The 20422-nt window shown below is 56.2% G+C and carries 20 protein-coding genes; 14 read left to right on the top strand and 6 right to left on the bottom strand.

The features are described from left to right. Positions 1-140 precede the first annotated feature (140 nt). The gene (locus GSQ86_RS01245; RefSeq protein WP_158748135.1) at positions 141-1220 is read left to right on the top strand and encodes a DUF3857 and transglutaminase domain-containing protein; all 1080 of its coding nucleotides are present in this window, start codon (positions 141-143) and stop codon (positions 1218-1220) included. A 453-nt stretch (positions 1221-1673) separates the two neighbouring features. Here GSQ86_RS01245 and GSQ86_RS01240 read toward each other — a convergent pair whose 3' ends face one another. Genes GSQ86_RS01240 through miaB form a run of 3 tightly spaced genes read right to left on the bottom strand, consistent with a single transcriptional unit; the run spans position 1674 to position 3990 of the window. Further along, a complete protein-coding gene (locus GSQ86_RS01240) occupies positions 1674-2069 on the bottom strand; it encodes a hypothetical protein (RefSeq protein WP_158748134.1) in 396 nt (131 codons plus the stop codon). Between the two features lie 53 nt (positions 2070-2122). Further along, positions 2123-2608 (bottom strand): bifunctional nuclease family protein, encoded by a 486-nt coding sequence (locus GSQ86_RS01235; protein WP_158748133.1) that lies wholly within the window; start codon positions 2606-2608, stop codon positions 2123-2125. An 11-nt stretch (positions 2609-2619) separates the two neighbouring features. Next, positions 2620-3990, bottom strand: a complete 1371-nt coding sequence (gene miaB / locus GSQ86_RS01230; protein WP_158748132.1) for a tRNA (N6-isopentenyl adenosine(37)-C2)-methylthiotransferase MiaB — start codon at positions 3988-3990, stop codon at positions 2620-2622. 151 nt (positions 3991-4141) lie between these two features. On the opposite strand from miaB, the gene GSQ86_RS01225 reads away from it, so the two are divergent. Continuing rightward, positions 4142-5104: a threonine dehydratase gene (locus GSQ86_RS01225; protein ID WP_158748131.1), complete on the top strand. Its 963-nt coding sequence runs from the start codon at positions 4142-4144 to the stop codon at positions 5102-5104. Beyond that, positions 5101-5547, top strand: coding sequence for a PaaI family thioesterase (locus tag GSQ86_RS01220; RefSeq protein WP_158748130.1), 447 nt, complete (start codon positions 5101-5103; stop codon positions 5545-5547). Before GSQ86_RS01225 ends, GSQ86_RS01220 begins: the two co-directional genes overlap by 4 nt. Before the next feature lie 116 nt (positions 5548-5663). Here GSQ86_RS01220 and GSQ86_RS01215 read toward each other — a convergent pair whose 3' ends face one another. Next, positions 5664-5939, bottom strand: coding sequence for a DUF4242 domain-containing protein (locus GSQ86_RS01215; protein ID WP_158748129.1), 276 nt, complete (start codon positions 5937-5939; stop codon positions 5664-5666). A 253-nt stretch (positions 5940-6192) separates the two neighbouring features. On the opposite strand from GSQ86_RS01215, the gene pdxS reads away from it, so the two are divergent. The 7 genes from pdxS to fetB all read left to right on the top strand — a co-directional run bounded on the left by pdxS (position 6193) and on the right by fetB (position 13428). Beyond that, on the top strand, positions 6193-7158 hold the full coding sequence (gene pdxS, locus GSQ86_RS01210; RefSeq protein ID WP_158748128.1) for a pyridoxal 5'-phosphate synthase lyase subunit PdxS: 966 nt from the start codon (positions 6193-6195) through the stop codon (positions 7156-7158). A 735-nt stretch (positions 7159-7893) separates the two neighbouring features. Beyond that, positions 7894-8499 carry a pyridoxal 5'-phosphate synthase glutaminase subunit PdxT gene (gene pdxT, locus GSQ86_RS01205; RefSeq protein WP_158748206.1) on the top strand — a complete coding sequence of 202 codons (606 nt, stop codon included), beginning with the start codon at positions 7894-7896 and terminating at the stop codon, positions 8497-8499. Between the two features lie 157 nt (positions 8500-8656). Then, positions 8657-9394: a cytochrome C oxidase subunit II gene (locus GSQ86_RS01200; RefSeq protein ID WP_158748127.1), complete on the top strand. Its 738-nt coding sequence runs from the start codon at positions 8657-8659 to the stop codon at positions 9392-9394. Continuing rightward, positions 9391-11097: a cbb3-type cytochrome c oxidase subunit I gene (locus GSQ86_RS01195; RefSeq protein WP_254062059.1), complete on the top strand. Its 1707-nt coding sequence runs from the start codon at positions 9391-9393 to the stop codon at positions 11095-11097. Before GSQ86_RS01200 ends, GSQ86_RS01195 begins: the two co-directional genes overlap by 4 nt. A gap of 25 nt (positions 11098-11122) precedes the next feature. Beyond that, complete coding sequence (locus GSQ86_RS01190; protein WP_158748126.1) at positions 11123-11881, top strand: cytochrome c oxidase subunit 3; 759 nt, start codon at positions 11123-11125, stop codon at positions 11879-11881. Positions 11882-11975: 94 nt separating this feature from the next. After that, positions 11976-12653 carry an ATP-binding cassette domain-containing protein gene (locus tag GSQ86_RS01185; protein WP_158748125.1) on the top strand — a complete coding sequence of 226 codons (678 nt, stop codon included), beginning with the start codon at positions 11976-11978 and terminating at the stop codon, positions 12651-12653. Further along, entirely contained in the window at positions 12646-13428 is a 783-nt protein-coding gene (gene fetB / locus GSQ86_RS01180; RefSeq protein WP_254062058.1) for an iron export ABC transporter permease subunit FetB, read from the top strand. The genes GSQ86_RS01185 and fetB overlap by 8 nt, the downstream gene beginning before the upstream one ends. Positions 13429-13449: 21 nt before the next feature. On the opposite strand, the gene GSQ86_RS01175 is transcribed toward fetB, so the two are convergent. Continuing rightward, on the bottom strand, positions 13450-14007 hold the full coding sequence (locus tag GSQ86_RS01175) for a hypothetical protein (RefSeq protein ID WP_158748123.1): 558 nt from the start codon (positions 14005-14007) through the stop codon (positions 13450-13452). A 90-nt stretch (positions 14008-14097) separates the two neighbouring features. Here GSQ86_RS01175 and GSQ86_RS01170 point away from each other — a divergent pair, with 90 nt between their 5' ends. Beyond that, positions 14098-16011: a mechanosensitive ion channel domain-containing protein gene (locus tag GSQ86_RS01170; protein ID WP_158748122.1), complete on the top strand. Its 1914-nt coding sequence runs from the start codon at positions 14098-14100 to the stop codon at positions 16009-16011. Between the two features lie 4 nt (positions 16012-16015). Here the strand turns inward: GSQ86_RS01170 and GSQ86_RS01165 are convergent, their stop codons facing one another. Then, positions 16016-16804 carry a prolipoprotein diacylglyceryl transferase gene (locus GSQ86_RS01165; RefSeq protein ID WP_158748121.1) on the bottom strand — a complete coding sequence of 263 codons (789 nt, stop codon included), beginning with the start codon at positions 16802-16804 and terminating at the stop codon, positions 16016-16018. Between the two features lie 61 nt (positions 16805-16865). On the opposite strand from GSQ86_RS01165, the gene hpt reads away from it, so the two are divergent. The 3 genes from hpt (at position 16866) to GSQ86_RS01150 (ending at position 20176) form a co-directional block, all read left to right on the top strand. Then, positions 16866-17414: a hypoxanthine phosphoribosyltransferase gene (gene hpt / locus GSQ86_RS01160; RefSeq protein ID WP_158748120.1), complete on the top strand. Its 549-nt coding sequence runs from the start codon at positions 16866-16868 to the stop codon at positions 17412-17414. Between the two features lie 24 nt (positions 17415-17438). After that, a complete protein-coding gene (deoC, locus tag GSQ86_RS01155; protein WP_158748119.1) occupies positions 17439-18200 on the top strand; it encodes a deoxyribose-phosphate aldolase in 762 nt (253 codons plus the stop codon). Between the two features lie 104 nt (positions 18201-18304). Further along, positions 18305-20176 (top strand): SpoIIE family protein phosphatase, encoded by a 1872-nt coding sequence (locus GSQ86_RS01150; RefSeq protein ID WP_371719908.1) that lies wholly within the window; start codon positions 18305-18307, stop codon positions 20174-20176. The last annotated feature ends 246 nt before the right edge of the window (positions 20177-20422 follow it).

Below are 20422 nucleotides of genomic sequence, written 5' to 3'. Positions count from 1 at the left end.
TCTGACTGGGTAATTTTTTGCGAAAATCGCGTAGCAACTCTCCACACGATCATATTCGCTGTTTGCTGTGAGTTACAAATTTGCGCTACGGTGAGAATTTGCTGGCGCGGAGCGAAGTCATTACGGTAATAAATAGAGCAATGTTCCGCTGCTCGACTTCTCTTTCTGCCTTGTTTCTCGTTGTATCGGTTGCCTCAACCTCTGGTTTTTCTCAAGCGAAACCGGAGCCACCGCCAGCCGGGGTAAGACTTGCCAAGGCACCTTATGACTACTCGCGGGAATCGGTGGTCTTCGACAAGCTGGTGACCAGCTATCAATACAACGCCGATGGGACGGGCGAAAAAATCCTGACCTTTGCTGCGCGCATCCAATCGGACGCTGCCGTACGGCAGCTTGGTGTCATCGATATTCCCTACGCGGCTGGCAATGAACGTCCCGAACTCGTCTATCTCCGCGTTCGCAAAAAGGACGGATCAGTGGTGGAGACGCCGCCGGGTGATGCGCAGGATATGCCGTCGCAAGTTTCGCGCATCGCTCCTTTTTACAGCGACTTGAAGGAGAAGCAGATTCCTGTTAAATCGCTGAGTCCGGGCGACTCGCTGGAATACCAGGTTCGCTTTTACATCGAAAAACCACAGGCTCCGAATCAGTTCTGGGGAGCTGAGAATTTCACAATAAATGCCGTAGTACTGGATCAGAGTGTTGAGTTGTCCATTCCGAAGGATAAGTATGCGCTTGTTCTGAGTCCTAAGGCGCAGCCTGTCATTTCAGAAGAAAACGACAAGAAGGTGTATCGGTGGAAAGCATCGCATCCGGAACCAACGCCCACCAAGGAAGACAAGAAGGATGCTCCAAAGCCAGATCCCGATCCTCAGCCTACGATCGCGTGGACTACTTTCAAAAGCTGGGAGGAAGTGGGCGCATGGTTTGGCGGCTTATCCAAAGACCGGACTGCCACCACGCCGGAGCTGAAGGCCAAAGCTGACGAGCTTATCAAAGGCAAGACGACCGACGACGAGAAGATTCAGGCGATCTATGAATATGTCTCGACGCAGGTTCGTTATATAGGTGTCGCATTCGGCATTGGACGCTATCAACCGCATTCAGCGGAAGCGGTCATGGATAACCAATATGGAGACTGCAAGGACAAGCACACGCTGCTGGCCGCCACAATGGCTATGGCGGCCTGCTCTAGGTATGAAAAACTCGCGATGTGGTAAACCGGCCAGAGAAAAACAAGACTGCTGATCGCCAGGAAGCCGAAGAGCTGATAAACCGGTGTCCGGTCTACCTTGGCGGTGTCAGCGAAAAGTCTCGCGTTCAGGCGAAGCAGGTAGAAAAGCTGCAATATTTCGCTGCCAAGCCACGTCACAAGGTAGCCAGCCAGACCAAACCTCATCATCACCGGAATGGCGATTGCCAGCTGAAGACTATAGGAGAAAATCGTCATGTACGAGATGGCTTGCACCTGGTTGCTCGAAAACTGGAACTGATACTTATGTTCCTTAATGCTGAGAACAGAAACAGTGAGTCCCAATAACAGGCAGACGCTCGGATCGTAAAGATTGCCCTTGTGCAGCCAAATCTGTAACAACAGCGGAGTCGCCAGCATGGAGCCAAAGGTGATCGGCGTCGTCATCAGCAGAATAATGCGCTCGGAGAATTCATAGAGCTTATTCGAGAATGTAGAGAGTCCATTGCGCCGCAAGCTGCGGAATAGTCAGATGCAACAGCGCATTGACCGGAATAAGAAATATAACCAGCAGCGCCGCGCCAATAATGAAGAACCCAGCGAATAGAATTCTCAACCCGGCCGACTGAACCTCGCGGGTCTCCTGCACCTCCCCACGGTTGTAGTGGATTGTCATCTGCATATTGGTGTAGGTCTGCAGGCCGTAATTGAAGGTAGTCAAATATGCCACGGCAGCCGTCAACGCCAGCCACTGGCCATACAGACTTACACCATAGGAATGAAGAAATGCGGGCGGTAGCAATAACTGCGTCAGCACTGTTACCAGCTGCCCGAAATTCTGAGCGGCAAATAGCTTTCCAATGCGGCGTAAACTCATACGTGCGCACCGTACATAGGCGCTGTCGCTCCCGAACAAACTTTTTGTGCAAACTACATCTTGTAACGGCCGAGATCCTCGTCGTTGAGGTTTTCCAGCCAGCGCCGCAGCTCTTCCTGCGTCGCCTGGTCTGTAGGATTTGGAATCACCTTGGCGACACGCAGCACATCTTCTTCCACAAAAATTGGACAATCCGCGCGCAATGCCAAAGCCAATGCATCGGAAGGACGGCAATCTATGGTGACAAGCTCACCATCCTGTTCCAGCCACAACACGGCATAGAACGTGTCATTCTTCAGCTCCGTCACAACCACGCGTTGGATCGTGGCGTTCAGCCCCTGGACAAGATTCTTCAGAAGATCGTGCGTCATCGGACGCGGAGTCGTCGCCTTCTCCACTTCGAGCGCGATCGAATTCGCCTCGTACAGGCCCACCCAGATCGGTAGCACCGTATCGCTCTGTACGTCCTTCAAAATCACGATCGGCGCATTCGTAGCAGGATCGACCATAAGGCCCCGGATTTTCATCTCGATTTCCATGCAATTCGCCCCTATGCGACGGATTCGCCTACCAGACTATTCGGAAAACTCTTTGTCACGCGCACCGGCAAATAACTTCCGCCCGCCGGAAGAATCGGCTGGCCAGTGGTGAAATTCAATGTCTTGTTCTGCGATGTGCGGCCGATCACCTGCCCGCGCGCCTGGTTATGACCTTCAACCATTACTTCAAGAACTTCGCCTACATGTTTCTCGTAGGTGAATCGCTGAATCTCGCGCTGCCTCTCAAGCAATATCTGCAGCCGCTGCGATTTCACCTCGTCCGAAATCGAATCCGGCATCGTGATCGCAGGAGTATTGGGCCGCGGCGAATACTTGAAAGCAAAAACGCCGTCATACTGCACCTCGTGCAGCAGCGTGACCGTCTGCTCAAAATCCGCCGGAGTTTCTCCCGGAAAGCCGACAATGATATCCGTCGTCATGCTGATCTTGCGTTTCGCCGCCTTGATCCATGAGATGCGCTCCAGATACCAGTCCCTCGTATATTCGCGCTGCATCATGTGCAGCACATCCGACGATCCGCTCTGCACCGGCAGATGCACATGGTCGCACAGCGTAGGCACTGCATCGATCGCTTCAACGATATCCCGCGTAAAGTCCCTCGGATGCGAGGTCGTAAAACGCACGCGCCGGATTCCGGGAATTTCACCCACCGCCGCCAGCAATTCCGCGAAAGACTTCTTCCCTTCCGTATCGCGGTATGAATTCACATTCTGCCCAAGCAGCTGAATTTCGGTGTACCCGCTATCAGCCATGCGTTGCGCTTCCGCCAGCACCGAAGTCGAAGTGCGGCTGCGCTCTTTGCCACGCGTATACGGAACTACGCAGTACGCACAGAACTTGTCACATCCTTCAATAATGGTGATATACCCGCGATGCTGATTGCTGCGAGCCGTGAACTCCGTCTCAAATGTCTCTTCCGTTTGCCGGTCGTCCAGGCCGGTAATCCTCTTCTCGCCCAGCTCTAAACGAACCAGCATCTCCGGCAGCTTGCGATACGAAGCCGATCCCGACACCAGCGATACATAAGGAGCGCGCTCGAAAATCTGCTCGCCCTCCTGCTGCGCCACGCAGCCCAGCACGCCAAAGCGCTTACCCTGCTTCACCAGCTTCTTGTAGTCATTGAGACGATTGAAGACCTTCTGCTCCGCCTTATCGCGAATCGAGCAGGTGTTATAGAGGATCAGATCCGCAGCCTCTTCCGTATCTACCTGGTGGTAGCCCTGCTGCGTCAGCGTGCCAATGACTTTCTCCGAGTCATGCACATTCATCTGGCAGCCAAAGGTCTCCAGGTAAAACGTTTTCGATGCATGCGCCGCGTCCGGTTTAGACTGCAGCACATCCGATATTTCAAAATCCGCCATAACTACACTGATTATATCGCTCAACCTGGGTGCCCCATTCTGAGCCGCAGGCGAAGGGTGGGATACCGAAGACTCCGATCCTGACACCAACCTCCATTATCCCGAAACAAAAATTTGTTACCTTTCCCGTAACAACCAACATCCATTCCCCATGCAGACGCCCACTATCGCTGAAATCGAGCGCGCCACCGAGCTTGTCCGCACCGTTATGCTACCCACGCCGCAATACACCTGGCCCTTGCTGAACAAACGCGCCGGAGCCGAAGTCTGGGTCAAGCATGAAAACCATTCTCCCGTGGGAGCTTTCAAACTCCGCGGGGCCATGCTCTATATGGATTGGCTGAAGCAGAACCACCCGGCAGTCACCGGCGTCATCGCAGCCACGCGCGGCAATCACGGACAAGGCGTAGCCCTCGCCGCCACTCGTCTCGGCTTGACCTCGACCATCGTCGTACCCCACGGCAACAGCCGCGAGAAAAACCAGGCCATGCAATCCCTGGGAGGCGAACTCATCGAGCATGGCGACGACTTCCAGGCTGCGCTCGAATACGCCAGAGAACTCGCCGAGTCACGTGGCCTGCACATGATCCCGTCATTCCACCCGCTGCTCGTCCTCGGCACCGCGACCTATGCTTACGAGCTCTTCAGCACCGCACCCGCACTCGACGCCGTCTACGTGCCCATCGGCATGGGCTCCTCCATCTGCGGAGTCGTCTCCGTTCGTAACGCTCTCGGCGCGAAAACAAAAATCATCGGCGTCGTCGCCGAAGCAGCACCCGCCTATGCCCTCTCCTTCCGCGAAAAGCAGCCCGTCTCGCATGCCGCAAACTCGCGTCTTGCCGACGGTCTCTCCTGCCGCGTTCCTGTCCCCGAAGCGCTCGACCTCATCCTCGCCAATGTCGATCACATCGTCACGGTCAGCGAAGAAGAAATCGCCGCCGCCATGCGCGTCTACTATCAAGACACGCACAACATCGCCGAAGGCGCAGCCGCCGCAGGCCTTGCAGGTCTGCTCAAGGAACGCGAAGCCCTCAAGGACAAGCGCGCTGGCGTGGTATTAACCGGAGGCAATGTCGACCGCGAAATCTTCCTCTCCGCGCTGAGCCAGGCATGAGCGTCAAACCACTCTCACATGGCGCGCCGCACAACTGCTTCGGCTGCGGCGAAGCCAACCACTCCGGTCTGCACCTGAAGTTTTTCGTAGACGATCAGCAACAGATCATCTGCAATACAAGCCTCGCTCGCAGCTTTGAAGGTCCGCCCGGATACGCCCACGGCGGCATCATCGCCACTCTGCTCGACGAGGCCATGAGCAAAGCCAACCGCCAGCACGGCGTCACCGCCATGACGCGCCAGATGGAGATCGACTATCTTCGCCCGGTACCGTTGGAGCAGCCGATTACTATCACCGGTCGCCACCTCTCGCATCAAGGCCGCAAACACTCCTGCGAAGCCGAAATCAAAGACGGCGCAGGCACAGTGTTGGCTCAGGGAAAAGCCCTCTTCATCGCCATCGACCGCAGCATCCTTCTCAAATCCGCTTCCCGGCAACAATAGGCCGTCCGCACTTATGATAGAAGCGAGTCATTCGCGCGAAGAATCCAGAAGACGCCAACAAGCGATATTAATCCTCGCAAATTTCTCGACTAAGACACCTTAAAGTGGGAGAACTACTACGCGTCCGCAGTCGTCGGATCGATCATCGATTCAATCCGTGAAATCCGGTTCGCCGGAAATCCGCCCTGCACCGCATGCTCTCGTACCACATCCGCACTCGGTGCAATATAGACGCAGTAAATCTTGTCCTCAGTCACATAACTGTGCAGCCACTGAATCTCCGGCCCCAGCTTTCGCAGCACACCGCACGACGTCTGCGAAACCGCCTTGAGTTGTTCCGCAGACATCTTCCCAGCTCCCGGAATCTCGCGCTCAATCAAATACTTCGGCATCCCTGTCCTCCTCTGAATGCAACCCTCAACCCGCAAAGAGAAACATCGAGCCTGAATTCTTCGCCAATCCCCCAGTGAAGTCCAGCACTTATTTCAACGCGCAAACACTGGGTGCTCATCCTTTCGCGTTCTCTGCGAAAGGGTGGGATAGCAATCCCCTGATCCCTCCGAAACGGTATAAACTTAAGTGTTCCGAAGAATTTAAGCTGCGCTCTCATATAACACTTCGCGCAGCCGTCGAGAGGGAAACACCATGGCAGACCTGCACGCAAACAACGGCAATCAGAACGGCACCACATCCACCGGCCTCCGCCTCAAAATCGGCCTCGCCGAAATGCTCAAAGGCGGCGTCATTATGGACGTCATGAACGTAGAGCAGGCCCGCATTGCCGAAGAAGCCGGAGCAGTCTCCGTCATGGCCCTCGAGCGCGTCCCCGCCATGATCCGCGCTGAAGGCGGGGTCGCCCGCATGGCCAACCCCAAGCTCATCAAGGAAATCATGGCCGCCGTCTCCATCCCGGTCATGGCCAAGGCCCGCATCGGCCACTTCGTCGAAGCCCAGGTGCTGCAGGATATCGGCGTCGACTTCATCGACGAGTCCGAAGTCCTCACCCCCGCCGATGAGGCCAACCACATCGACAAGCACGCCTTCACCACGCCCTTCGTCTGCGGCGCGCGCGACCTCGGCGAAGCCCTCCGCCGCATCGCCGAAGGCGCAGCCATGATCCGCACTAAGGGCGAAGCCGGTACCGGCGATGTCGTCCACGCCGTGAAGCACATGCGCCAGATCGTCCGCGACATCCGCTCGCTCACCGTCCTCGGCGACGACGAGCTCTACGTCGCCGCAAAGGAACATAAGGCGCCCTACGAACTCATCCGCATGGTCGCAAAATCCGGCAAGCTTCCCGTTCCCAACTTCTCCGCCGGAGGCATCGCCACCCCCGCCGACGCAGCCCTCATGATGCAGCTCGGCGCAGAAACCGTCTTCGTCGGCTCTGGCATCTTCATGAAGGAGCGCGCCACCCCGCTCGACGTCGAACACGACGCAGCCGAACGCGCCGAAGCCGTATCCCGCGCCCGCGCCATCGTCATAGCAACCACCCACTACAACGATCCCAAGAAAGTAGCCGAAGCCTCCGAACAAGTAACCGGAACCATGAAGGGTCTGGCCATCTCCACCCTGGACCAGGAACAACTCCTCCAAACCCGCGGCTGGTGAACTGGCCGTTCAGACAATCCCGCTTCGCGCAAAAACAAAAGGCTCAGCTTGTCAAAAAGCTGAGTCTTTTACACTCCACGCATTCGTGGATTGGCAGGTAGAGTATTCGCGGGCTAACAGGTAGAAGCACCGGCCTTCAGGCCGGTGAACCCCAGCGGTATCAGAACGGGCTTTAGCCCCCGCGCTTCTCCTCATTTTCCATATAAAAACCGCGACCGATTGACGCCGGTGCCCCATCCTTTCGCGCATTCTGCGAAAGGGTGGGATTCTCATGCACTCGGATGTGGTTACATAGCGCATCAAAATCCACCATCCGTCATTCTGAGCGCAGCGAAGAATCTCAAATCAGGCTGGTCATAGTTTGACACCTGCCCACGAACCATCCGTCACTCTAGCCACATCCATAGAAACGGGTGCCCCAGGTTCGCGAAGCTAACCTGGGTTTTCCTAACCAAGTCGCTGAGCACCTCACGGCAAGCGTTCACATTAAAGGTGCCGGTTAAATTTTATTCGTCGCAACAACCATTGGCAGAGTATTACACCCAAATCAGGTATCCTGAATATAGAGACAAGATTCTGAAAATAGTCTTCTGCAAATGATTTACAGGAACCTTTTATTTTCAACAGCTTAGCCGCATAAAACTAAACCATTGAAAATAAACGATCTCCGTACAGAATATTTCCTGTAAATTATTGAAAATAAACAATCCCCGTACAAAATAGGGGAGGGGTACCCTGGCCGCCGAAACGCAAAATCCGCCACGCATCGGAGTCCTCGCCATTCAGGGCGATTACGACGCCCACGCCTCAGCCCTACGCGATGCCGGAGCCGAAGCCATCCTCGTCCGCAAGCCCGAAGAGCTGGCCAGCATCGATGGCCTCATCATCCCCGGCGGCGAATCGACCACCTTCCTCAAGTTTCTTGCCCGCGACCGCTTCCTCGACGCCCTCCAGAGCTTCGTCCGCCAGAAGCCGACCTTCGGCACCTGCGCCGGATGCATCCTGCTGGCAAAAGAGGTGCGCAACCCCTCGCAGGAAAGCCTCGCCGTCCTCAATGCGACTGTAGAACGCAACGCCTACGGCCGCCAGCTCGACAGCGCCATCATCCAGGCTCCTACGCAGCTCGAAGGCGGACCGCTCGAAATGGTCTACATCCGCGCCCCGCGCATCATCAAAACCGGCCCCGAAGTAGAAGTGCTCGCCGAACGCGACGGCTTTCCCACCCTGGTCCGTCAAAAGAACATTCTCGCCGCCACATTCCACCCGGAGCTATCCACCGACCGCCGCGTCCATCGCTTCTTCGTCGATCTCGTCCGATCCCAACAAAACCAATCTCGCTGAATCGATAGATCCCCTCCTTAGGTAGAAGAGTAGAACCTGGTCTTTGGGTAGAAGCACCGGCCTTTAGGCCGGTGAAAATGAGCGAACTTCTCAGGGCTTTAGCCTTGGGAAGTCCAATGATGCATCACAAATAGCCCCACTGAGCGACAATGATTCTATGACCGACCACATCTGGTGGATGCCGCCCAATGGAGCCCTGCACGGCGCGGCAATCGACCACCTGATGTGGTGGAACTTGACAGCGCTCACCACACTCTTCTTACTCGCCCACATCTTCCTCATCGCCGCACTCTTCCGCACCAGGAAAAGCGGTAACGATCTCTCGCAACTCCGCTGGAAATTCCTGCCGCTGGCTGGGCTCACGCTTCTCTACGCATGGATGGCGATCAGCGCCCAGAAACTCTGGGCTACCATCCGCTTCCAAGGCGCAGCACCAAACGCCTTGCAAGTCGAAATCACCGGAGAGCAGTTCCAGTGGTACTTCCGCTACCCAGGTGCCGACGCCACCTTCGGCCTCACCCGCCCCGAACTCATCAATGCTCCGGCAGGAAACCCCCTCGGCGTCGACCGCACCGACGAACATAGCGCCGACGACATCATATCGAGCATCCTCATACTCCCGGCGGGCCACGAAGTCGACCTAGGAATCCGCAGCATCGACGTCATCCACGGCTTCTTCATCCCCGGCATGCGCGTGAAGCAAAACGCCGTCCCCGGCATGGAAATGCACATCCACTTCACCCCCGACACTCCGGGCGACTACCCCATCCTTTGCTCGCAGGTCTGCGGCTCCGGCCACGCTCGCATGCAGACCCACCTCCAGGTAGTTTCAGAAAATGAGTACGAAATATGGCTCAAAAAGCACGCTCCAGAGCACCTTGGAGCCACAAAATGAGCCAAATAATGCACAAAAAAGTTGCACGCAGAAGCAAAATCTTCACCACCGATCACCGATCCATCGGCATCAACTACCTCCTGCTCTCGCTCGTCGCCGTCGCCATCGGCACGATCCTGTCGCTCTTCATGCGGATTCACATCATTGCGCCCGGATGGAAGATCCCTTTCTGGGGAGTGGTTCCGCCGGAAGGCTATCTGGCGCTGGTCACCATGCACGGCACGCTGATGGTCTTCTTCGTCCTGACCACCGCGCCGGTCAGCGGATTCGGCAGCCTGATCCTGCCAACCCAAATCGGCGCGCGACGCATGGCCTTCCCGCTGCTAAACGCCCTATCCTTCTGGCTGACAACGCTCTCACTGGCAGTCTTGCTGGCAGCCTTCTTCGTAATTGGAGGAGCTCCAATCTCCGGATGGACCAACTACCCACCCCTCAGCGCCATCGCCGCCGCAGGCCCGGGACAAGCGGCAGGTATGGACCTGTGGCTGGTGAGCATCGGCGTCTTCTGCCTCGCATCCATTCTCGGAGCAGTCAACCAGCTCACCACCATCATCGCCAAACGCTGCCAAGGGATGATGCTGATGCGTATGCCCCTCACCGTCTGGTCATGGCTGGTAACGGCGATCTTGATCCTCTTCGCCTTCAGCATTCTGCTTGCAGCCGTCGTTCTCTTGTTCAGCGACCGTCATCTCGCCACCAGCTTTTTCATCCCGTCGGGCGAAGTCATCAACGGCCTCGCCATCGATCCGCACGCCAATGGATCGCCCATGCTCTGGCTGCATCTTTTCTGGTTCTTCGGACACCCCGAGGTTTACATCGCCATCCTGCCCGCGATGGGTCTGACCTCGTCCTTGCTGGCCAACTTCACTCGCAAGCCGGTCTTCGGCTATCGCTTCATGGTGACAACCACGCTGCTTATCGGCTTCTTCGGCCTGCTCGTTTGGGGGCATCACATGTTCGTCAGCGGCATGAATCCCTATGCCGGAACCGCCTTCGCCCTGACGACCATGGCCATTGCCATCCCTAGTTCGGGCAAAGTCCTCGGTTGGCTGGCCATGCTCTGGCGCGGACGGGACAGCCGTGTCCACCCGCTGCCCACGCCGATGCTTTTCACCCTCGGCTTCCTCTCGTTCTTTATCGCCGGAGGACTCACCGGCCCCATCCTCGCCCAGCCCGTCCTCGACGCCTACCTGCACAACACGTACTTCGTCGTCGCCCACTTCCATCTCATCATGGCCATGGCCGGAGTCTTCTCGCTCTTCGCAGCGGTCTACTACTGGTTCCCACTGCTGACCGGACGACTCATGAACGAGCGTCTGGGAAAATGGCATTTCTGGCTATCCCTGATCGGTGCCTATGGCACTTTCTTCCCCATGCACTTCGCGGGATTAGCCGGCCTGCCCCGCCACTATGCCCAGCTCACCGGTAGCACTTCGACACTGGCTTCGTTTCTGCCTCTACAAACAGGCATCACTCACACCGCTTTTCTGCTCGCTGGCGCACAACTCCTTTTCCTCATTAACCTCTTCTGGAGCGCCCATCGAGGACAGTCAGCCGGAAACAATCCCTGGCTCGCCACCACGCTCGAGTGGGCGGCTCCCGCAGAAGGCTGCATCGTCCGTCGCGGACCGTATGAATACGGTTTTCACAGAAATTTACCGGACTTTATTCCGCAGTGTGCTGAAGACCCGGAACAGGAGTAAGCTGTTAGCCGAGAGGGATTCGCGCATGCCCGCTACCTTCAGCCGGACACCTACAGACATTGAGCGTAAAGATACTGGCATCGGCGGCAAACCGCCGGTTGACAGGCGGCCTACGGGTGGGGGCGGAGGAGACGACAACTGGGATAATCATCCCAGTGGACGTCGCGGCCCGCGGGAACTGCTAACCCGTTATCGGCTGGGCCTTTCTTGCGCATTAGCTGGCGACTTGATTTTCTTTATCGCGCTGGTCAGCGCCTTCTTTGTGCATCAGACCGCCGGACATTTCGATCTTCGCGAGAATTACGTTTCGGATTGGCATCCGCTGACAATTCCCCCCATTCTCTGGATCAACACCGCAGTTCTATTGCTCAGCAGTCTCACCATTGAAATTGCCCGACGGCATCTTTTTCATGAAGTAGATGTGATGGAAGAATGGCTGGGACTGGGTCGCCCGGCCGTGCGTCGTGCGGCTCCCTGGCTCATCGCTACAGTAGCTCTTGGATCTCTGTTCCTCGCAGGACAGTGGATCGCCTGGAGTCAGCTCGCCTCTGAAGGTCTGACATTTACGACAACACAGAACAGTCATTTCTTCTATCTGATAACGGCGACCCACGGCATCCATCTCGTTCTCGGCATTCTCGCCCTAGGAATCGCGCTTTGTGCGCTCTTTCTCCTGCGTCGTGTGCAGATGCGCCAGATCGTTGTCGATGTAGCCGCATGGTACTGGCACGCCATGGGTATTTTCTGGATTTTTCTTTTTGTTCTGCTGACCTGCTTCCAATAATCCTTACAACCTGCGCATCCGGACTAATCGCCGCTTAAGCTGACATACTTGTCCCGGTTCATAGTTATTTCTGCCGCTATACTCACGAAAGAAAATGATGCTCAGCTGTTTTCAACTTGGAAGGACATTGCCTTCGCCGGTTTCTCGGTCGCTGCTCGGCGACGTGCACTTCGAGCTGGAGCGTGGTGAAGTGCTGGGCGTGGTTGGGCCCAGTGGTTCGGGCAAGAGCACGTTGCTGCGTCTTCTGAATCGGCTCGACGAACCCACGAGTGGAGCTGTGCATTTGCAGGGTGTGGATACGCGTATGCTAGCGCCGCGCGAATTGCGGCGGCGCATCGGCATGGTGATGCAGCGCGCTTATCTCTTCCCCGGAACGGTTGCAGAAAACGTTGCGTTTGGGCCAAAACAGTGGGGACGAAATCTTTCTGAGTCGGAAATTGAGGCACTGCTAGCACAGGTCGATCTTGCCGGTTTCGCATCCCGCGATGCGCTGACTTTGTCCGGGGGAGAAGCACAACGGGTTGCCATCACACGCGCGCTCGCCAATGAACCGGAAGTTCTACTGCTCGACGAACCAACCTCGGCATTGGATGAAAACACACGTCGCAGCGTTGAAGTCTTGCTTGAGTCGCTGATTCGACAGCGACACCTCACGTGCGTTTGGGTGACGCATAGTCTGGAACAGGCGCGCACCATGGCTAACAAGATCCTTTCGATCTCTTCCGGCCGGGTGACAGCCTATGGATCTACCGCCGAGGTGCTGCGTGCTTAATTATTTTTTTCACTCGCAGCTTGCTCTTGGAATCGCAGAGTGCGCAGCCTCCGGCTTGCTGGCGCTCGCGGTTCTGTTGTTGGCACGTAACCGGGCTCCCGGGCTGCTGAAAGAACTGCCTCTGGCCGAGTTGCGAGGCATTGTGCAGATCGTCGCTGTAGGAGCGATCCTCGCGTTCATGCTGCGTGGACCACAATGGACTTCACTGTTTGTGCTCACTGCAATGATGCTGGCGGCTGCAACCATCGTCTGCAAACGTGCTCGACAAATTCCGCACGCATTTGCTCTGGCCCTGACATCGATCTGCATCGGAGCAGGTCTGATATTGGCCATCATGATTGTGCTTGGAGTGATCCCGCTGAAGATCACTATGCTCGTGCCGGTCGGCAGCATGATCATCGCGAACACAATGAATACGCAATCCCTTTTTCTTGACCGATTGCGGGCCGAAGTTACATCGCATGTCGGGGAAATTGAATCATCACTGGCTTTGGGAGCCACAACCGACACAGCGCTCTTGTTCTACCTCAGATCTGCGCTTCGAGCCAGCCTGATTCCATCGATCGATAACATTCGCTCACTCGGTATCGTCTGGATTCCGGGAATTATGGCTGGCATGGTGCTCTCGGGCGCATCGCCCCTCTTTGCAGCCCTCTATCAATTTGTCGTGCTCGCCACGATATTCTCTGCTGCCGCGCTCACCTGCTTCGTATCGAGCCACCTGGTGACCAGGCGGCTCTTTTCCGCGCACGATCAATTGCTGTTGTGTGCCTGACAGTATCGAGGCGTGCTCAGGCTAACTTGGGACCTGCCAGCCCACGCCTGCATTGGCGAGGGTATTCTCGCCCGTCGCCTCTCCTGAAAGCGCTTTTGCCAAGTCGGGGAATGCCTTCAGCATCTCATCTGTGCGCGCCCAAACCGGCACATCCATCATCGTGTAGTGATAGGTAACATGCGTCTGGAGCATGCCATTCACCTTTTCAGGCGGCGTCGAGCTGTCCACGGTCGCAATTTGGCGGTGTCCATAGCAGAAGCGTCCCGCGGCGCGTTCACCAGCCGGTGTAAGCGCGTAGACATCGACGTGAATACTACGATCCTCGGTTCGCTTCATCAGTCCCGCGTCCGTCAGGGCATCCATACGCTGCTTATCTTCTTTTGCTTGCGGCCCTGGGCTTACCTCATAAGGAAAGGTCAAAGCCGATGAAAAAAGGCAGTCGTTATGAGTCGCATAGTAGGCATTTAAGCCTGCAGTAAAGTTTTCGTTGGTAGGTTTGGTCTTGGACGAACAGCCAACTGAGAATAGTGCAATACCTATAAACAACGCAGACGCTTGCTTTTTGATCGTGCCTTTCATCTTTCTCCTTGCCATGCAACTAAGAAGCAGTTCCGCCGGAAAAGGCAGTCCCGATGCACCAGAAAATCAATTCACCTAAGATTAAGGGAGATGCAAATCCGACCTCCCCTACGCCGCCTGATCCGCCGCTGCTCTGTTATTCTTGCGGCCGTTGTATTCATTCCTTCCGTTTCGACGAACTTTGCTCAGGAGAAAAGCCCAGCCGCGGCTCCGCTCGAAGAAACGCAGATTCTCCAACACCTGAATAACGTAATCACCTGGTATCGAAATATCCGGACGCAGATTCAGCCGGCGGGACTGCCATCCGATACGATCTACCAGGGCAACGCCAATCGCATCGGAGCCGATGTTGTTAGCCGTGCTTTCCAGTCCGCGGAAAGCGCGATTCCACTTCTACCGAACGAGCTTCCGCAAACGACGTCGAACTCTCGACAGAATCTGGTGAAGTTGCTCGCCGACACAACCAATCGCGATGCTCAGCTCCAGGCGCAGATCGATCAGTTGAACAGCAAAATCGCATCCGCGCCGCGGCGCAATCGACAGCAATTGACAGATCAGCGAGACCGGTTGCAGGGAGAGCTTGACCTCGGCAATTCGATGCTGAATTCACTGAATCAACTGATGAACGTTTCCGATCAGAGAATGCAAAGAAACGGAGACGGCAATCAAGCCGGTACAACGACCTTTCAGGCCAGCATCGCCCAGCTTAAGAGTTCTATTCCAGAACTATTCGACAAAAAAAGCCAGCAACCCGCTCCCGCTGCCGCGAAGACGGCCAGTGATCCATCGGGGCTCTTCGAAAAACTTCACAGGCTCTATGTCCAGTCATTAACCCTGCGCCAGATGGACAATCTTGTCATTTCTACGAACCAACTGCAGGATTTCGTCAACACCATGCGGGCTCCGCTTCGAGCGAAGATGCGGTCCACGATTGATCAGGGACGTGTCTTATCGGCTCAGGCAGACAATCCCCAACCCGGCGCTCCTGAGCCTACAAAACAGGATTTTGATGTACTCGCGCAGAAATTCGATCAGATCGCCGCGGTTGAAGTTCCGCTCAGCCAGGAGATTCTTTCTCTGAATGAGGCCAAGGCCAATATGACTGAGTGGCGTGGCTCCATTAAGCACGAATATGGTGCTCTTCTACGCGATGTTCTCGTTCGCGTTTCCCTCATTCTCGGCGTACTGGGCTTTCTCCTGTTAGTTTCCAATCTATGGAAACGGATAAGTTTCAAATACATCACCGATACGCGAAGGCGGAGGCAGCTCTTGATCGTGCGCCGCTTTGTGATCGGCTTTCTCATGGGACTCGTTTTCATTTTTGGTTTCGTTAGCGAGTTCAGCGCGCTAGCCACTTTTGCCGGATTCATCACTGCGGGCCTTGCCGTCGGACTGCAGACGATTCTTTTGTCGGTTGCCGCATATTTCTTCCTCATCGGGCGTTATGGATTGCGCGTCGGCGACCGAATCAGCATCGCAGGCGTTACCGGCGATGTTATCGAGGTTGGCATCGTACGCTTTTATTTGCTTGAGCTGGCTGGTACCGGCATTGATCTCCGACCAACGGGGCGCGTCGTCACCTTCTCCAATTCGGTGCTCTTTCAGGCGACCTCACCCATGTTCCGTCAACTTCCGGGTGCGAGCTACGCCTGGCATGAGATTGCGATTGAGCTGAATCCATCCGCCGACTACACAGTCGTTGAACAGGCGTTGATGGAGGTCATTGAAGGCGTATTTGAGAGATACAAATCCGTGCTCGAACGGCTGCAACAGGATATCGATGAGCGATTTGAGATTCCGTTTACTCCGCTGACACCAAAGACTCACTTGCAACTTACTGATTCCGGTCTCGAAGCTATCGTGCGCTATCCCGTAAGTCTGCTGCACAACACGGAAACCGACGACGAAATTACCCGGAAGCTGATAGGAGTCATTGCCACGAATGAAAAGCTGAAGGCTTCCGTTTCCGGGTTACCGAAAATACGCGCAGCGGTTCGCGGATAAGTCATTATTTTGTAGAAACGGCTTGAGCGACAGGCGGCAGCACAATCGACCTGCCGGTACGATGAGCCCAGAGGACCAGCGCGATTCCAGCGAGAATGGAGCCGATGCTGGCCATCTGCGCGTTGCTCATGCCCCAGTAGATTTTCGGATTGATTCGGATAAACTCCACCAGAAAGCGGGCAATGCCACTTAAGACAAGATATTCGCCGGTAATCTCGCCAGCGGACTTCGCGGCTTGCGGTCGGCCGCGGTGCCACAAAATCCACGTGATAATCAGCGCTGCAATCAACTCGTAAATCGGCGTTGGATGTACGCGTTGTGTTGTTGGAACCAGTCCATTCGGAAAACTCATTCCCCAGGGCAGGTTTGTCGGAATACCATAATCGCCGTCGCCGGAGGTCAGGCAGCCGAGTCGTCCGACACCGTAACCGATGGCTGCTGCTGGGGCGGCGAGATCCAGCATCCCTAGCTTGGTCAATCCCGAGCTGCGGCTTTGCAGAAGAAGCGTGAGGATGCCCGCGATCAGGCCGCCAAACCAGGCAAATCCCGCGCGATCCAGAAGCAATCCGGCAGGATCCTGCATGAGCAGTTGCGGAGTCTCCAGAACATGCCAGAGCTTCGCGCCCACTACGCCGGCAACTGTGGCGACAGCCACAATGCCGATAGCATCGGCTTCCACCGCCCAGCGGCGAAAATTGCGATGGAGAACCCAGCAAGCGCAAACTGCCGCGAGCCAGAGCATGATTCCGAAGGTGCCGACTGAAAAACGGCCAATATGAATAAAGGGATACATGAACTGCTTACCTTTTCGAGTATAGCGTCCACAGCCCCCTTTGAGGATATGCTAGTAACTAATGAGCACGCACGTCCCTGCCCCCGACCTGAAGGTACTTTTCAGCCGCCAGCAGATTGCCGACCGCGTCGCGGAAATAGGGCGGCAGATCGACAGCGATTACGCAGGACAGAGTATTGTGCTGCTGGGCGTACTAAAAGGCGCGGCCATCTTCCTGGCTGACCTCGCGCGTAATATTTCGGTCGACTGCACTTTTGATTTCGTCGCGGTATCCAGCTACGGCAAGGGGCAGAAAACCAGCGGTGCGGTAAAGCTCATCAAAGATATTGACCAGCCCATTGAAGGCAAACACGTCATCGTTGTGGAAGATATTCTCGATACAGGCCTCACGCTCGAATTTCTGCAGAAGCTCTTCCAGCAGCATAACCCGCGCTCTCTGCGCATTGCCGCTCTGCTCGACAAACCTTCCCGGCGACTGGTAAAGATTGAGGCCGACTATGTAGGCTTCAAGATTCCCAATCAATTTGTTCTCGGTTATGGCATGGACTATGCTGAGCGTTTCCGGAGTCTCCCCGATATCCGTCTCATGCCTCCCGATTATCCGGAGTAGGCAAACCTTGGAGTAAGCGTCACCATGAGCAAAGCAGCAATATTGGAACACGAGAAAGATGTAAGGAAGGACAACGGGACGTTCGATTCCCGGGCTTTCACCCATCACACACTTTCGAGCAGCCACGCTCTCGCCGCTGTTTTCGACCACACGCTGCTGAAACCTGAGGCAACGCGCGAACAGGTCATCCGTCTCTGCGAGGAAGCGGCGCAGAATGGTTTCGCCTGCGCAATGGTAAACCCGGCATGGGTCAGTACGGCACATACCGCTCTCGCAGGGAGCGGTGTCCCGGTAGGAACGGTGCTCGGCTTTCCACTCGGGGCGTCGCTTTCGGTTTCCAAGCGCGAAGAAGCTGTAGAGCTGGTCAAGCTGGGCGCACACGATCTCGACATGGTGCTGAATATCGGCATGCTCAAATCCGGCTTGAATGACCGCGTCCAGCAGGATATCCGCGGCGTTGTCGAGGTTGCGCATGATGCCGGCGCCATTGTGAAGGTGATCCTTGAAACCTGCCTGCTCACGGTTGAGGAGAAGCTGCGTGCCTCAGAACTGGCCATCCTCGCCGGAACTGACTTCCTGAAGACGAGCACTGGTTTTTCCACTGGCGGAGCGACTCCCGAAGACGTGGCGCTCCTGCGCGGCGTTGCCGGATCGCGCTGCGGGGTCAAGGCGTCAGGCGGTATTCGCACACTGGCTGATGCCCGGGCTATGCTCGATGCCGGAGCCAACCGCATTGGAGCCAGCGCTTCCGTCAACATACTGCACGAGCTGAATCAGACGAAGTGAGGGGAACCAGCTTCGCTACCCGAACATGATTATCACAGGTCGCTGGGCCGCGATATCATGGCTCGTCTACACTTCGTGTATCCACTGAGCCATCCAGGAGCTGCGTGACTAAAGAGCAACAGCGAGGCACCCCAAAAACGCCACCTACACCTGAGCAGAGCAGTCCCGAGGTCCGTCCTTCTGGCGAAAGCTCTGACTTGGCATTCGAGGGCGATTACCGGCCTACTTCGCAGGACGGGACGCCTCAGGTTCAGGTGCGCGTGGAGCCGTTGCAGACCGAGTTCCTGATCCGACTCGCTGATGCGCTGAATACTACTCTCGATCTCCAGACGTTGCTGCAGCGGACCGCTGACCTGGTTCGTGCCGTCATCGATTACCGCATCTTCGCCATCCTGCTGCTGAATGACCGTACCAACGATCTGCGCATGCGATTCCAGATCGGCCATACGCCGGAAGCCGAACGCATGCGGATTCGCATGGGTAAAGGCATCGTTGGCCAAGTGGCGCAGACGCGCGAGGCTGTGCTCATCAATGACGTTGGGCAGTCGCCAAACTACATCAACGTCAACCCTGATGTCCGTTCCGAGCTGGCAGTTCCGCTGATCGTCAAGAACCGCGTCATTGGCGTGATCGATATCCAGTCTGAGCAGCTGAACTACTTCCAGCCGGAACATCTGCACCTGCTTCGGTTGACCGCGTCGCGTATCGGCCAGGCGATCGAGAATGCCCGGCTCTACACGCGCGTCTCGCGGCAGGCACAAACACTGCAGGTGCTGAACGAGATCAGCCGCGAGCTGACTTCGATCCTCGACCTTGAATCCCTCTTCGAACGCATCGGCACATTGCTGCGCCGCATTATCGACTACCAGATGTTCTCCATCTGGATCGTGGACGAACGTGAGCACATGCTGGAAAACCGGTTCGCTATTCGCTTCGGCGAGCGGTTTTACCCGGGCGAGAAACTGCCTCTCGATCGAGGACTGGTAGGAGCGGCAATTTCGGAGCGGCGACTGATCCATGCACCGGACGTGCGGAAAGATCCGCGTTACCACAAGTTCAATCCCGAGACGCGTTCAGAGATGGCCATGCCGCTGATCTACAAGGGCAAGGTCATCGGCATTCTCGACATCGAGCACACGCGCGCACACTTCTTCAACGAGGACCATGAGCGGGCGCTGACAACGCTGGCCGCGCAGATTGCTATCTCGATCGAGAACGCGCGGCTCTATCAGCGCGTAGCGCAGCAGGAGCAGCGCCTGGAAAGCGATCTGGCGATGGCGCGCGAAGTGCAATTGCGTCTGCTTCCGCCGTTCAAGCCCAAGCATACGCGGGCTGAGTTCTCGGCACGCTTTCTGCCTGCCCGCACTCTGGGCGGCGACCTCTATGACTTCATCCCGTATGACGCGAACCGCACCGCGATCATGCTGGGCGATGTGAGCGGCAAGGCGGCTCCGGCGGCACTGTATGCCGCGCTGGTCAGCGGCATTATGCGCTCTGAGGCCGCGGCGCACCTTTCACCCTCGGAGATGCTGAAGGCGCTCAACGATGCGTTGCAGGAACGGCGCGTTGATTCGCAGTATGTGACCATGCTCTATTCAGTCTGGAACGACGAAAACCAGACGCTGCAGATCGCCAACGCTGGAGCTGTGCAGCCGATCTTCTGTCGCGAGGGCGATGTCGAAACAGTCAGGGCTGAGGGTTTCCCGCTCGGCATGTTTCCGAATGTGAAGTATGAGGAGTTCACGCTCTCGACGCAGCCGGGCGACTCACTCATCTTCTTCTCCGATGGCATCGTCGACGCCCAGAACGCCGCTGGTGATATGTTCGGTGATGAACGACTCGTCACCATCGTCAAGAAGAATCAGCACAAGTCCGCATCGAAGATTGCCGAGATCATCTTCAACGAGGTCGGTAAGTTTCAAAAGGGCATCGAACGCTTCGATGACGAGACTGTGGTGGTTCTCCGCGTTTTGTGAGTGCTCTCCGTTTTGAGGCCGTCATTCTGACTCTGAACGCAGTGAAGGGGAAGAATCCATGCGATGCTCGGCTGCGACAGATGTCACCCCACTTTTCCACGCTGTTCCTCTTAGCAAGTACGTCCGATCTACCTGACATCACTGCCAGAAGAGTCTGAAGACTACACAGCTCGAAACTCCATCTGGATTCTTCGCTCGGATTACGCGCTCAGAATGACGGCTGTGGAGGAAGATCGCGTCTGATTC

The organism is Acidobacterium sp. S8, from assembly GCF_009765985.1.
Taxonomy (GTDB): Bacteria; Acidobacteriota; Terriglobia; order Terriglobales; family Acidobacteriaceae; genus Alloacidobacterium.
The sequence above is the reverse complement of the archived record's forward strand: the minus strand, read 5'-3'. Positions and strand labels throughout refer to the sequence as shown.

Excerpts from the sequence above, each read along its gene's own strand:
- GSQ86_RS01245 (WP_158748135.1), top strand. The coding sequence starts at position 141 with ATGTTCCGCTGCTCGACTTCTCTTTCTGCCTTGTTTCTCGTTGTATCG.
- GSQ86_RS01240 (WP_158748134.1), bottom strand. The coding sequence starts at position 2,069 with ATGAGTTTACGCCGCATTGGAAAGCTATTTGCCGCTCAGAATTTCGGG.
- GSQ86_RS01235 (WP_158748133.1), bottom strand. The coding sequence starts at position 2,608 with ATGGAAATCGAGATGAAAATCCGGGGCCTTATGGTCGATCCTGCTACG.
- miaB (WP_158748132.1), bottom strand. The coding sequence starts at position 3,990 with ATGGCGGATTTTGAAATATCGGATGTGCTGCAGTCTAAACCGGACGCG.
- GSQ86_RS01225 (WP_158748131.1), top strand. The coding sequence starts at position 4,142 with ATGCAGACGCCCACTATCGCTGAAATCGAGCGCGCCACCGAGCTTGTC.
- GSQ86_RS01220 (WP_158748130.1), top strand. The coding sequence starts at position 5,101 with ATGAGCGTCAAACCACTCTCACATGGCGCGCCGCACAACTGCTTCGGC.
- GSQ86_RS01215 (WP_158748129.1), bottom strand. The coding sequence starts at position 5,939 with ATGCCGAAGTATTTGATTGAGCGCGAGATTCCGGGAGCTGGGAAGATG.
- pdxS (WP_158748128.1), top strand. The coding sequence starts at position 6,193 with ATGGCAGACCTGCACGCAAACAACGGCAATCAGAACGGCACCACATCC.
- GSQ86_RS01200 (WP_158748127.1), top strand. The coding sequence starts at position 8,657 with ATGACCGACCACATCTGGTGGATGCCGCCCAATGGAGCCCTGCACGGC.
- GSQ86_RS01195 (WP_254062059.1), top strand. The coding sequence starts at position 9,391 with ATGAGCCAAATAATGCACAAAAAAGTTGCACGCAGAAGCAAAATCTTC.
- GSQ86_RS01190 (WP_158748126.1), top strand. The coding sequence starts at position 11,123 with ATGCCCGCTACCTTCAGCCGGACACCTACAGACATTGAGCGTAAAGAT.
- GSQ86_RS01185 (WP_158748125.1), top strand. The coding sequence starts at position 11,976 with ATGATGCTCAGCTGTTTTCAACTTGGAAGGACATTGCCTTCGCCGGTT.
- GSQ86_RS01175 (WP_158748123.1), bottom strand. The coding sequence starts at position 14,007 with ATGAAAGGCACGATCAAAAAGCAAGCGTCTGCGTTGTTTATAGGTATT.
- GSQ86_RS01170 (WP_158748122.1), top strand. The coding sequence starts at position 14,098 with ATGCAAATCCGACCTCCCCTACGCCGCCTGATCCGCCGCTGCTCTGTT.
- GSQ86_RS01165 (WP_158748121.1), bottom strand. The coding sequence starts at position 16,804 with ATGTATCCCTTTATTCATATTGGCCGTTTTTCAGTCGGCACCTTCGGA.
- hpt (WP_158748120.1), top strand. The coding sequence starts at position 16,866 with ATGAGCACGCACGTCCCTGCCCCCGACCTGAAGGTACTTTTCAGCCGC.
- deoC (WP_158748119.1), top strand. The coding sequence starts at position 17,439 with ATGAGCAAAGCAGCAATATTGGAACACGAGAAAGATGTAAGGAAGGAC.